The 11,901-nt window shown below is 58.8% G+C and carries 12 protein-coding genes; 4 read left to right on the top strand and 8 right to left on the bottom strand.

The window, feature by feature from the left end:
* The 4 genes from ybiB to GVJ63_RS00115 form a co-directional block, all read right to left on the bottom strand.
* Entirely contained in the window at positions 1-969 is a 969-nt protein-coding gene (ybiB, locus tag GVJ63_RS00130) for a DNA-binding protein YbiB (protein ID WP_010254284.1), read from the bottom strand.
* 26 nt (positions 970-995) lie between these two features.
* Positions 996-3,164, bottom strand: coding sequence for an ATP-dependent DNA helicase DinG (dinG, locus tag GVJ63_RS00125; RefSeq protein WP_159226251.1), 2,169 nt, complete (start codon positions 3,162-3,164; stop codon positions 996-998).
* A gap of 191 nt (positions 3,165-3,355) precedes the next feature.
* Entirely contained in the window at positions 3,356-3,874 is a 519-nt protein-coding gene (locus tag GVJ63_RS00120) for a GNAT family N-acetyltransferase (RefSeq protein WP_010254281.1), read from the bottom strand.
* Positions 3,871-4,434: a helix-turn-helix domain-containing protein gene (locus GVJ63_RS00115; protein WP_010254278.1), complete on the bottom strand. Its 564-nt coding sequence runs from the start codon at positions 4,432-4,434 to the stop codon at positions 3,871-3,873. The genes GVJ63_RS00120 and GVJ63_RS00115 overlap by 4 nt, the downstream gene beginning before the upstream one ends.
* Positions 4,435-4,583: 149 nt before the next feature.
* On the opposite strand from GVJ63_RS00115, the gene GVJ63_RS00110 reads away from it, so the two are divergent.
* Complete coding sequence (locus GVJ63_RS00110) at positions 4,584-5,318, top strand: MerR family transcriptional regulator (protein WP_010254274.1); 735 nt, start codon at positions 4,584-4,586, stop codon at positions 5,316-5,318.
* A 175-nt stretch (positions 5,319-5,493) separates the two neighbouring features.
* On the opposite strand, the gene GVJ63_RS00105 is transcribed toward GVJ63_RS00110, so the two are convergent.
* From GVJ63_RS00105 to GVJ63_RS00090, 4 genes are read right to left on the bottom strand one after another with little or no spacing between them, the layout of a single operon-like run.
* Positions 5,494-6,225 (bottom strand): ABC transporter permease, encoded by a 732-nt coding sequence (locus tag GVJ63_RS00105; RefSeq protein WP_159226250.1) that lies wholly within the window; start codon positions 6,223-6,225, stop codon positions 5,494-5,496.
* Entirely contained in the window at positions 6,213-7,160 is a 948-nt protein-coding gene (locus GVJ63_RS00100; protein WP_132498871.1) for an ABC transporter ATP-binding protein, read from the bottom strand. The genes GVJ63_RS00105 and GVJ63_RS00100 overlap by 13 nt, the downstream gene beginning before the upstream one ends.
* Positions 7,153-8,328, bottom strand: a complete 1,176-nt coding sequence (locus tag GVJ63_RS00095) for an ABC transporter permease (RefSeq protein ID WP_159226249.1) — start codon at positions 8,326-8,328, stop codon at positions 7,153-7,155. The genes GVJ63_RS00100 and GVJ63_RS00095 overlap by 8 nt, the downstream gene beginning before the upstream one ends.
* 3 nt (positions 8,329-8,331) lie before the next feature.
* Complete coding sequence (locus GVJ63_RS00090; RefSeq protein WP_062758107.1) at positions 8,332-9,243, bottom strand: ABC transporter substrate-binding protein; 912 nt, start codon at positions 9,241-9,243, stop codon at positions 8,332-8,334.
* Positions 9,244-9,549: 306 nt separating this feature from the next.
* On the opposite strand from GVJ63_RS00090, the gene GVJ63_RS00085 reads away from it, so the two are divergent.
* The 3 genes from GVJ63_RS00085 to nadS all read left to right on the top strand — a co-directional run bounded on the left by GVJ63_RS00085 (position 9,550) and on the right by nadS (position 11,807).
* On the top strand, positions 9,550-11,025 hold the full coding sequence (locus tag GVJ63_RS00085; protein ID WP_159226248.1) for an MFS transporter: 1,476 nt from the start codon (positions 9,550-9,552) through the stop codon (positions 11,023-11,025).
* 177 nt (positions 11,026-11,202) lie between these two features.
* Positions 11,203-11,514: a type II toxin-antitoxin system RelE/ParE family toxin gene (locus GVJ63_RS00080; protein ID WP_010669712.1), complete on the top strand. Its 312-nt coding sequence runs from the start codon at positions 11,203-11,205 to the stop codon at positions 11,512-11,514.
* A complete protein-coding gene (gene nadS / locus GVJ63_RS00075) occupies positions 11,514-11,807 on the top strand; it encodes a NadS family protein (protein ID WP_010669711.1) in 294 nt (97 codons plus the stop codon). The genes GVJ63_RS00080 and nadS overlap by 1 nt, the downstream gene beginning before the upstream one ends.
* Positions 11,808-11,901: the final 94 nt, after the last annotated feature.

Genomic DNA, 11,901 nt, shown 5'->3' with positions numbered 1-11,901 from the left:
TCAGTAACCGGCGGCGAGGATCTGCTGCTCTGCCGCCGCCAGCGAGTCGCACTGGCCGCTGGCACGCAGGCAGCAGGCGAGCTGCAGTCGCAGTGATGCGGGCACCGGCCGCTGCTGATTCAGCACCTGCTCAATCCAGCGCGCGGTTACCTCTGCCGTCTTATCGGCCGGCAGTTCAACGGCCACTTCGGGCTGACGCTCAACCCACACTTCCGCTTCCGCGCCTGCGCCCTGAATCATGCTGATCGCCGGGCAGCGCTGTGGATTGGCATAGACCTCCCCTTCGGTGCCATTGAGCAGTATCGCAGGCGCATCGATGTCACTGAAGAATTTCGCCACACGCGGCACATACTCCGGATGCGACACGCTCGACAGACGCAGCGCCGCACGTTCGGCAAACGGGGTCGCCAGTTTTGCCAGCGTATGCGCGCTGTTACGCACGCCCATTCGCCAGCGCAGCGACAGCTGTTTCGCCATTGGCGGGCAGAGATGATCGATGGTGATAAAGGCGAGTTCGCCCTGATCGAGTTTTGCCTGCGCCGCCTCTGCGGTGGTGACGGGGGTAATACCCAGCGCGGCAAACACCGCTTCACTGGTGATGCGCGTCGCGTCGTCGCTGACGCCATGCACCAGCACCGGGAAGCCAAGTTTTACCAGCAGCAGCGCCAGCAACGGCGTGAGATTGCCCTGCCGACGTGCACCGTTGTAGCTGGGGATCACAACCGGCATCGGGCGGTTTTCCGGCGCCTGCAGTTGCATCATCTGCGCCTGCATCGCCTGATAAAAGCCGCGCATTTCCGCTTCGCCTTCGCCTTTGATACGCAGCGCAATCAGAATGCCGCCCAGCTCCAGGTCCGGCACCTCGCCCGCCAGCATCGCGCCATAGAGCGCCACGGCAGTATCAAAGTCGATATCGCGGGCATGATTTTTACCGCGACCAATCTCTTTAATGATTTTATTCAGTTCCATCACTCGCTTCCGGTTAAGTGCGCGGCTCAGCGCCGCGTGGGACGTCGTTTACGCACCGTGTTTTTTGGCACCACGGTGGCCGGTATCGCTGCCGGCTCTGGCGTTTCCGGCTGCTCAATCGGGAAGATCGGCAGCGCCGCTAACAGCCGGCTGCCGTAAGATTTGCTCAGCAGACGGCGGTCGTAAATGACGATTTCGCCATAACATTGATGGCTGCGAATCAGGCGTCCGACCTGTTGAATCAGGGTAAAAGAGGCGCTGGGTAAGCTCTGCACCTCAAACGGATAGCGTTTCAGGCTTTTCAGCCACTCGCCTTCGGTCAAAATTACCGGACTGTCTACCGGGGGAAAAGCGATTTTATGGATATGCACCTGACTCAGCAGATCGCCTTTAAGATCCAGCCCTTCGGCAAACGACTGCAGGCCAATCAGGATGCTGGTTTCCCCTTTGGCGACGCGCTGACGATGCAGATCGACCAGGCGGCTGCGCGGCTGATCGCCCTGAACCAGCATTGAGAGGCGCAGGTCGGGCAGACAGGCGACAAACTGCTGCATCGCCCGGTTGCTGGCAAACAGCACCAGCACGCCTTTGTGCTTTTTCTCCGCCATCTGCTGCCGGAAGAAACCGGCCATCTCCGCGATATGCTCCGCTTCGTGCGTCATCAGCGGCTCATAGCGCATCTGCGGGATCACCAGCTTGCCCTGCTCCACGTGGTTAAACGGGGAGTCCAGCGCCACAAAGCGGTCGCCCGCCTTCTCGCTGAGTCCCGACATCTCCTGCAGGCGGTTGAAACTGTTAAGCGATCGCAGCGTGGCGGAGGTCACAACCACGTGCGGAATTTTACGCCACAGCATCTTCTCCAGCTGGTCGCTGACGCGGATGCCAGCGCAGTGAAACAGCAGGTGCGCCTGACCTTCACGCAGCTCGCGGGTGATCCACTTTGACACCGGCGCGCCAGAGGCTTTTTCCATCGCCGCCAGCCGCCACAGTTTGCTGACCGATTCGAACCAGCCAAACTGGCGATTGAGCTGCAGCAGATTGCGATGCAGTCGCACCACATCCACCTTGCCGGTCTGCTCGCTCAGCGCATTAATCAAACCTTCACTCAGGCCGCGCAGCGCATCGCTGAGCTTAAAGAGCCGGGCGCAGAGATCCAGCAGCTCCTGCGGCAACGCGCCCAGCACAAAGCGGAATTCGCCCGGCTGGTTATGCGGTGGCAGCAGCGGATTCAGCGCCTGAGCGGTAATCGTCAGCAGTTCGCGCAGCTCATCGCAGTGCGCTTTCAGCCGCTCCGGGTTAGCCAGCAGCGGCGGCGATTTTGGCCGCATCTGCGTCATAATGCTCTCTACCAGCTTGATAAAGAGGTCAAGCTGCAGGCTGCTCCAGCCCGGCGTGATGTCGGCGCTCATCTCCAGCGCATCGCGGGCCACTTCCGGCAGGTGATGCCCTTCATCCAGTACCAGCATCAGGTTTTTTGCCGGTGGCAGCACCGACTCATTCTCCATTGCGGCCATGACCAGCGCATGGTTCGCCACCACTACATCCACCTGCTCGATTTCGCGCCGCGCCACAAAGAACGGGCATTCACGATACCAGCGACAGTGTGCGCCAAGGCAGCTCGCTTTGTCGGTGGAGAGCCGCTGCCACAGGCTGTCGCTGACGTTCTCGTCGCTGTGATCGCGCAGGCCGTCCCACTGATAGCGATCCAGCGATTTCTGCAACCGGCCACACTGCGTCTGCTCCTCTTTAGTGCTGCTGACGGCGTCATCGTCCAGATAAAGCAGCAGATCGCCCTGCTCATCGTCATCAGCCGCCATCGCCGCCAGATTACGCGGACAGACATAGCGCCCGCGACCAAAGGCGGCGGTAAAGGTGAGATCGGGAATGATTTTTTTCAGCAGCGGCAGATCTTTGGTGAAGATTTGATCCTGCAGCGCCACGTTGGCGGTGCTGATCACCAGCCGCTTCTCCTGGGCGCGGCTGGCGGCGATGCCCGGGATCAGATAAGAGAGGGTTTTGCCCACGCCGGTTGGCGCTTCAACCGCCAGATGGCGCGAATCGTCGCCCGCCAGGCATTTCGCCACTTCGGCGATCATCTGGCGCTGCGGCGCACGCGGGATGAAATCAGGCACCTGCTGCTGAAGCGCTTTATACCACTGCGCTATCTGGCTTTTTACTGCGGCTGTCAGGGCCATGATTTGCGTTACCACACCGAAAATATGGCCTGTATTTTTACACAGTATCCTGTTGGCGTCAGCTTTCGCGCCGAATTTTTCGTGCGACGTCGTAAATTTCAGCAGTTGCCCGTTTCAGGGTCGTGCGGGCAGCCCGTCAACCCGGGCCGGTCCGGCACGAAGAAAGGCCAGCCGCATGAGCTAGCGGCTGGCTACGCCAGCACTTTGTACATATAGGTGGTGGCATCCAGCACGCCTGCGGTGGATTCGGCATAAAACGGGATCGACCCCGCTACCTGCCAGCCCAGCGAGCGATAGAGATCGCTGGCGACATCGCCGCTGCGCGTATCCAGCACCAGCAGCGTTTTGCCCTGCGCACGGGCCTGCTGCTCAGCGCGCTGCATCAGCTCACGCGCGATGCCCTGACGGCGCGCCTGCGGATGCACCAGCAGTTTGCTGATCTCCGCCCGGTGTCGGCCATTAGGCATGGCGCTGCCACTGAGAATGACCGTGCCCACGATGCGACCGTGCTGCCGCGCAACGAATAGTTCGCTGTCGCCGTCTGCCAGACCGGCGATCCGCTGCTGCCAGAATCGCGTTATCACCTCTTCGTCTTCAGCATCAATAAAACCGACGCTGGCGCCGTCTGCCACACAGGCCTGCAGCACCGCCGTGAGTTCATCCAATTGCGGTTGCGCTTCGTCGGCGCGAAGTATTGTGTAATCGATCATGGTTTCGCCACCACCAGTAAATAGCGCGCGCCGTCAGTCAGGTGCGCCTCAAAAGCCGATTTCCCGACCAGATGAAAACGTAAGCAATCACCGGGCTTCAGCGCCCACTGCTGCGCCCCCATCGTGACGATGAGGCCGCCCTCGCGTAGCCAGATATGCTGCTCCAGACCCTGAATGGGTGGCGCATCGTAATCTATACGTGCACCAGGCCGTAATTTGCCCTCAATCAGTTCGCATCGGAAATGAAGCGCAGGGGGTGAGACATTCCGGCGAATAAATCCGCTGGATTCATCCTGCCACACGGGCTGCTGGTCATCTCTGATCAGCAAACTGGACTCCTCCTCCACTTCACTGAGCAGGCGCGACATCGTTAATCCGTAGGCAACACACAGACGGTTAAGCAGCGCAGCAGTAGGGCTGGTCTCGCTTCGCTCAATGCGCGATAATGACGCACGACTGATGCCCGTTGCGACAGCAAGTTCATCCAGCGACCAGCCGCGTTGCAGGCGTAATTCTGCCAGCCTCACCGCCAGTCGTTGCTCCGTATTCAGCTCTGACATGGTGATTTCTCATATTTGGGAAAAATTCTCTTTTATGAGATATAACGGAGAAACGGCGTATCAGTCAAGTTGTACATCGAGAAATGTATTGTACAACTTAGTCGGCTTCGTTATGGTAATTGCACTCAGACCAATCGAAAGAGGAATTTATGACCTTATACAGTATCGGTGACGTCGCCGAGCGCTGTGGCATAAACCCAGTCACCCTGCGCGCCTGGCAGCGTCGTTATGGCTTACTGAAGCCGCAACGTACCGAAGGCGGACATCGTCAGTTTGACGAAGAGGATGTTCATCGCATCGAAGAGATCATGCGCTGGATTGAAAGCGGCGTGCCGGTCGGTAAAGTTAAGGCACTGCTGGAAGGTGGCGATGTTGATGCCCATGACGGCTGGACCACACTCCAGGATGAGCTGATCAGCGTCCTGCGTCACGTCAGACCCGCTAAACTTCGTAATAAAATTGCCGCGATTGGTCGCGAACATCCGATTGATGCGCTGATCGATCATGTTTTTATGCCGGTGCGCCAGAAGCTGAGTCTGGATCAGAACACCGCCCGCACCATGTGCAGTCTGCTGGATGGTTTGCTGATCGATTATGTCGCGTTCTGCCTGACCGGCAGCCGCAAAAAATCGGGTAAAGATGCGCTGATTATTGGCTGGGGTATCGACGATCGTACCCGAATCTGGCTGGAAGGCTGGCGTCTGTCGCAGCATGGCTGGCGGATTGATGTGCTGGCAGAACCGCTGGATTTACCGCGTCCTGAACTCTTTCCCGGCATGAATATGTTTGTCTTTACCGGTAAAAAACTGACCCGCCGCCAGCAGGAACAGCTGTCACACTGGCAGGAACAGGGCTATGCCGTGCGGTTGCACGATCCCGCCTGATAACAAAAACGCACGCCGGGCACTTTGCCTGCTGCCTTGCGCGCGCTATTATCCCCGCCTCACTGTTAACGAGCTCAGGTTGTACCCATGAACTGTAAAAAAGCTTTCTTCGCCACGCTGTTTTTTATTATGGCGGCAGGTGGCACCGGCGGTCTGATGCTGGTGGGATACTCTCTCATCGTTCACTCACGCTAAGCCAGCGCTGCAGGCGTTCAAACAGGCGATCGCTGACTATCGCCAGCAGCGCCACCAGTAATGCCCCCTGAATCACATAGGCTGTATTAAAGCCGCTTAAGCCGATAATCACCGGCGATCCCAGACTTTTCGCGCCGACCGTCGAGGCGATGGCAGCGGTGCCGATGTTGATGATCACCGAGGTGCGTATCCCGGCGATGATGACCGGCGCAGCCAGCGCCAGCTCAATCTGCCACAGTCGCTGCCAGCTACTCATGCCGACCCCGATGGCGATCTCCCGACTGCTGGCCGGTACGCTATCAATACCCGCCAGCGTCCCCTGTAAAATCGGCAGCAATCCGTAGAGCAGCAGCGCCACGACTGCGGGCCAGGCGCCAAATCCCATCACCGGCACCGCAATCGCCAGCACTGCCACCGGCGGAATCGTCTGCCCTGCCGCCACAATGGTTTCCATCAGCGGCCGGAAGGCCCGCCCCGCCCGCCGCGTCACCAGCACACCACTGCCAATGCCAATCACAATCGCCAGCAGGCTGGCGGTGATCACCAGAAACAGATGCGCCAGCGTCAGCTGCCAGAAGCTCTCCTGCTGATAGAGAGGCCGCGCCAGTTCGGGAAACCAGCGGTGAAACAGCGGCCCGCTGTAAGGCATCAGGGTCAGCAGCCCGCCGTAGAACAGCACCAGCCACAGCAGCGGATCCCTTAGCCTGCGCATGTTAAATCCTCGCGCAGTTGCAGCAGATCGCCAAAGTGGAGCACGCCCAGCGGCCGCTGCTGATCGTCAATGACCGGCAGTTTATCGGTACGCCGGGCGATAAACTGCGACAGGGCATCGCGCAGCGTCAGTGCCGCAGCTATCGGTTCGCCCGGCAGCCACTCGCCGCGCCGCACGGCATTACCAACCTGCTCCAGCGACAGCAGCCGTACTCCCATTTCGCTGCGGCCAAAGAAGTCGCGCACAAAATCATTTTTCGGCTGGGTCAGCAGCTCGGCTGGCCTGCCCTGCTGAACAATCTCGCCGTTATCCATCAGCACAATACGGTCTGCCAGCGTCAGCGCTTCGTCGATGTCGTGCGTCACCAGCACGATGGTGCGGCCCGACAGTTGATGAATGCGCAACATCTCCTGTTGCAGCACCCCGCGCGTCACCGGGTCGAGTGCACCAAACGGCTCATCCATCAGTAACACTTCCGGATCCGCCGCCAGCGCCCGCGCCACGCCGATGCGCTGCTGCTGCCCACCCGAGAGCTGATGCGGATAGCGGTCCAGCAGCTGCGCATCGAGATTCAGCAGCGCCAGCAGCGCCGTGATACGTTCATTGACCTGTGCCCGGGGCCAGCCCAGCAGCACTGGCACCGTGGCGATATTCTTCCGCACCGTCCAGTGCGGGAACAGGCCAATCGACTGGATCGCGTAGCCCATGCGCCGCCGCAGCGTGCGGGCATCGAGCTGACGAATCGACTCTCCGGCAAAGCGGATTTCACCACTGTCAAACTCCACCAGCCGGTTGATCATCTTCAGGGTGGTCGATTTGCCCGAGCCGGAGGTGCCAAGCAGCACGCAAAACTCCCCTTTCGCCACCTGTAACGACAGATCTTTCACCGCCGCTTTACCGTTAAACGCGCGGGAAACGCCGTCAAACTCAATCATCTTTTCTCTCCAGCAGTGAGATCAGCAGGCGGAATAGCGCATCAATGACCACCGCCAGCCCAATCACCGGGATCACCCCCAGCAACACCAAATCAAGCGCACTGCTTAACAGTCCCTGGAAAATAATCGCGCCAAAGCCGCCCGCGCCAATCAGCGCCGCGACCACCGCCATGCCCAGCGTCTGCACCACCACTACCCGCAGGCCCGCCAGCCAGACCGGCAGCGCCAGCGGCACATCCACCGCAATAAACTGCTGCCAGCCACTCATGCCGACGCCACGTGCACTCTCACGCACCTCGTGCGGCACCTGTTGCAGCCCCACCACCACGCTGCGCACCAACGGCAGCAGGGCGTAAAGCACCAGCGCGATCAGCGCCGGAGCCATCCCAATGCCGCTGATGCCCCAGTCGCCGAGCCACGGAAACTGCTGAGCCAGTCCGGCCAGCGGCGCAATCAGCAGACCAAACAGCGCCACCGAGGGCACAGTCTGAATCACATTCAGCACACCGAACACCCCGCCCTGCCAGCCAGGCCGCCGGAACAGCGTGACGCCCAGCGGCAGCGCAATCATCAGCGCAGGCACCACCGTTCCCGCCAGCAGGGTGAGATGACGGCTCAGCGCGGCATCAAACACCGCGTGGCGGTTGGCATACTCTTTCAGCAGGGAGAGATCGCTGAGCTGGCCACTGAACAGCAGCAGCAGCGGCAACAGCCAGACCTGCAGATTGAGCAGCAGCTGTGCCAGCCGATGGCGGGTCAGTTGCCGCACCTGATCGGTGATCAGCAGCAGGATCAGCGCGCCGCTGCACCACAATCCGCTGGCAAAGCTGGTGCGCGCCAGACGGCTGCCCTGCTGGCTGAGTAAAGTGGCCTGATGACCGCTGAGCCAGATGATCGCCGCCAGCATCAGTTCTGCCGCCAGCAGCGCCAGCATCAGCGTGATGCGGGTCGGATGCCGCCACAGCAGCAGCCACAGCGTCAACAGCGGCAGCAGCAACAGCCCGAAGCGGCTAATCTGCCAGCCCATCAGCGGTTCACCCGCCACCAGACGGTTCGGGGCGAAGTTCAGAAACGGCAATGCCACCAGCGCCAGAGTCAGCAGCGTCAGCAGCAGCAGTGCCACCGGCTGCTCAACCGGACGGCGTATCGCTTCCCGCGATATCTGCATCGGTTACAGCAGCTTTTTCTGCTGCAGCCATTCGGTCGCTACGCTGCTGGCATCCTGACCGTCGACCGCGATTTTGGCGTTGAGCTGTTGCAGTGTCTTCTCATCAAGCGCGCTGAACACCGGCTTCAGCCACTCTGCAATCTCTGGATAGGCTTTGAGTACCGATTCACGGATCACCGGCGTCGGCGCATAAATCGGCTGAACCCCTTTAGGATCGCTGAGCGTCTGCAGACCTAATGCCGCCACCGGACCGTCTGTGCCGTACGCCATCGCCGCGTTTACGCCGGAAGTCTGCTGTGCCGCTGCGCTGATGGTGACAGCGGTATCGCCGCCAGCCAGCGACAGCAGCTGGTCCTGCTTGAGGTCAAAGCCATAGGCTTTTTCAAAGGCGGGTAAGGCATCGCTGCGTTCAATAAATTCTGCTGAGGCCGCCAGTTTGAAAGTGCCGCCTTTTTTCAGCCAGGCGCTGAGGTCCGCCAGAGAGTTTAGCTGATTTTTTTCAGCCAGATCTTTTCGCACAGCGATGGTCCAGGTGTTATTAGCCGGAGCGGGCGTCAGCCAGACCAGATGGTTTTTCTCCGCATCCAGCTTCTTCACTTTCTCGTAGCCTTCGGTGGCATTTTTCCAGGCGCTGTCTTTCTCATCATTGAAGAAAAATGCACCGTTGCCGGTATATTCCGGATAGATATCAAGTTCGCCCGCCGTGATGGCACCGCGCACCACCTGCGTGGTGCCGAGCTGAATTTTATTGACGGTTTTTACCCCGTGCTTTTCCAGCACCTGAAGAATCACATTGCCCAGCAGTGAACCTTCGGTATCAATTTTCGAGCCGACCCGCACCGGGTCTGCCGCCTGTGCTATCCCCATGCTGAGCAGCAAAGCGCTGACGCCCATCCAACCCCGAATTCTGACCATGGCTTTTTCCTTATCGCAGTGTGTTGTTTTTACGTTTTGTTCTTGCGTGATGATTCACAAGGCGTTGTGCGCCTGCGCGTTCAGGCTGCCCTCCTGCCACTCTGCGGGAGGCTGGCAAGGCGTGCAGCGGAAATTATCTGCCTTAAAAGCGTAGCCTGGCGCAGCGGCGATGTAGCTGACTTTATCGCAAATTGATAACGATTTGAGATTATAAATTCATCTCATATAACCGAAATGAATTTACGTCTGGGCGTCTAAACGGCTATTCTCGGAAATCTGTTTTTATAATAAAAGACGCACAACATCATGTCCGACCTGACCTCTTCCGCCCACGTGGCAACAACAGGGAGTTCGCCCGGTGGCGAAACACAGTGGATCCGCAGCGCAGCTGACGTCTCCCGATTAGTGAACAGTGGCGACAGCGCCCGTAATAATGCCCGCATTGTGGTGGCGATTGCGCTGGGGGGCGTCTTCCTTGACGCCTACGACCTGGGTGCGCTGGCCTTTGGCATCAAAGACATCACGCGCGAATTTAATCTCACCCCGACCGGCACCGGCATGGTCGCCTCGGCAATCACCTTCGGGGCCATTATCGGCGCGCTGATCGGCGGCTATCTCACGGATAAAATTGGCCGTTATCGGGTGTTTATGGCTGATATGTTCTTTTTCGTGGTGGCGGCTATCGCCTGTGCGTTTGCCCCCAATGAGTATGTGCTGGCCGGCGCGCGTTTTGTGATGGGCCTAGGGGTCGGAATCGATCTGCCGGTGGCGATGGCGTTTCTGGCGGAGTTTTCCAGGCTGCGTGGCAAGGGGAATAAAGCGGCCAGCGTGGCGATGTGGTGCCCAACCTGGTATGCGGCGATCAGCATCTCTTATCTGCTGGTGCTGCTGCTCTATGCCGTGTTACCCGAAAGCCACACCGACTGGCTCTGGCGTCTAATCCTTGGTTTTGGTGCCGTTCCGGCGATTATCATCATCGCCATCCGTAGCCGTTACATGAGCGAATCCCCGGTTTGGGCGGCGAATCAGGGCGACCTGAAAGGTGCCGCGGCGATTTTACGCAGTGCGTGGAATATTAATGCCCAGGTGGCAGCCGACGCCGCGCTGACGCCTGCCATGCCGGTGCGCAAGGCGAGCTGGCGTAACTATGGCGCGCTGTTACAGGGTGTTTATCGCCGACGTACATTGCTGGCGACCATCACTTCCATTGCCTCATCCTTTGCTTATAACGCAGTGGCGTTTGGCTTGCCGGTGATCATCTCCAGCTTCTTTGCCCAGTCAATGCTTACCACCATTCTGGTGTCGCTGGCGCTGAATCTGCTGTTCGCCTTTGTCGGCGGGATACTGGCGGTGCGACTGGTGCCGCGCCTCGGGGCGTGGAAGATGTCGGTGGCGGGTTATGCCTGTCAGTGCGTGGCGCTGCTCGGGCTGGCGCTGATTGGTCGTCCGGAAGGCGGTCAGGAAGCCGCGCTGGCGATCGGCATGCTGGCGCTGTTCCTGTTTGGACAGGGATTCGGGCCTGGCTCCCATACCATGACTTTTGCTTCGCTGAGCTACCCGACGTCGCTGCGCGGCGTGGGTGTCGGCTTTAACCAGACGCTGATGCGCGGCAGCTCTACCGTTTCGCTGTTTCTGTTTCCGGTGCTGGTCGCGGCGCTGGGCACCGGCGTATTCTGGGTGATCTTCCTGGCACCACTGGCGGGCCTGCTGGCGCTGCTGGCGATCCGCTGGGAACCGTCGGGTTATGATGTGGATGCGGAAGATTTCGAGCTGCAGCGATAATCAATGGTCAGGGCGTGGATAGCGCGCAGGCTCAGGGAGCAAACATCCTCCGCAAAGACGCAAAAAATGCCCTCTAAGGCATGCTCAGCGCGGGCGATTACGCACCTCACTGTACGCCATTGACTTACCCTCCTTACATGATAATATGACTCTACCCTACGCCAATGACGTACAGACATGTTATTCATTGAAACTCCTGTATTCACGGAAGATGTAAAGGAACTACTCAGCGATGATGAATATCGCGAGTTTCAACAATTCATGGCTGACAATCCAGGCTGGGGTGATGTTATCCAGAATACGGGTGGCCTGCGTAAAGTTCGCTGGGCGGCCAAAGGCAAAGGTAAGCGTGGCGGCGTTCGGGTGATTTACTATTACAAAGTCTCTGAATCACAAATCAGGCTGTTGCTGATTTATAAAAAAGGCGTCCAGGATGATTTATCCGAGGATGAAAAACATCTGTTAAGGGCGTTGAACGAGGGCTGGTAATGGACAAAAAACTGTTTGAGCGTTTGAAAGAAAGCATGACTCAGATGAATGAGATCGTCGAAGGCTCCCGAGCACCTGCCCGCGAAAGCACAGTGACTGCGGTTAAAGTCAAAGCTATCAGAAACGCTACTGGTCTTTCGCAAAGCGGGTTCGCTAAGCTGATTTCCGTGAATGTAGACACGCTAAAAAACTGGGAACAGGGACGACGTGAGCCAACCGGCCCGGCTAAAGCTTTACTCCGGGCCATAGAACGCGATCCGCAGCATGTGATCCCAGCTCTTGCTGATAAATAATCATTGAAGAAACCGGTCTTTCTGCCGGTTAGCAGGGATAAAGAGCGGGAGCAAACGGGCTCATAACCCTGGCGCATTGTTTACACCGGCCCGA

Source organism: Pantoea sp. 18059 (assembly GCF_902706165.1).
Classification (GTDB): domain Bacteria; phylum Pseudomonadota; class Gammaproteobacteria; order Enterobacterales; family Enterobacteriaceae; genus Pantoea; species Pantoea agglomerans.
Note: the sequence above shows the minus strand (reverse complement) of the source record. Positions and strands in the feature narration are given on the sequence as shown.

Coding starts and splice junctions, on each gene's coding strand:
- dinG (WP_159226251.1), bottom strand. CDS start 3,164: ATGGCCCTGACAGCCGCAGTAAAAAGCCAGATAGCGCAGTGGTATAAA.
- GVJ63_RS00115 (WP_010254278.1), bottom strand. CDS start 4,434: ATGTCAGAGCTGAATACGGAGCAACGACTGGCGGTGAGGCTGGCAGAA.
- nadS (WP_010669711.1), top strand. CDS start 11,514: ATGGACAAAAAACTGTTTGAGCGTTTGAAAGAAAGCATGACTCAGATG.
- GVJ63_RS00080 (WP_010669712.1), top strand. CDS start 11,203: ATGTTATTCATTGAAACTCCTGTATTCACGGAAGATGTAAAGGAACTA.
- GVJ63_RS00100 (WP_132498871.1), bottom strand. CDS start 7,160: ATGATTGAGTTTGACGGCGTTTCCCGCGCGTTTAACGGTAAAGCGGCG.
- GVJ63_RS00105 (WP_159226250.1), bottom strand. CDS start 6,225: ATGCGCAGGCTAAGGGATCCGCTGCTGTGGCTGGTGCTGTTCTACGGC.
- GVJ63_RS00120 (WP_010254281.1), bottom strand. CDS start 3,874: ATGATCGATTACACAATACTTCGCGCCGACGAAGCGCAACCGCAATTG.
- GVJ63_RS00090 (WP_062758107.1), bottom strand. CDS start 9,243: ATGGTCAGAATTCGGGGTTGGATGGGCGTCAGCGCTTTGCTGCTCAGC.
- GVJ63_RS00095 (WP_159226249.1), bottom strand. CDS start 8,328: ATGCAGATATCGCGGGAAGCGATACGCCGTCCGGTTGAGCAGCCGGTG.
- ybiB (WP_010254284.1), bottom strand. CDS start 969: ATGGAACTGAATAAAATCATTAAAGAGATTGGTCGCGGTAAAAATCAT.
- GVJ63_RS00085 (WP_159226248.1), top strand. CDS start 9,550: ATGTCCGACCTGACCTCTTCCGCCCACGTGGCAACAACAGGGAGTTCG.
- GVJ63_RS00110 (WP_010254274.1), top strand. CDS start 4,584: ATGACCTTATACAGTATCGGTGACGTCGCCGAGCGCTGTGGCATAAAC.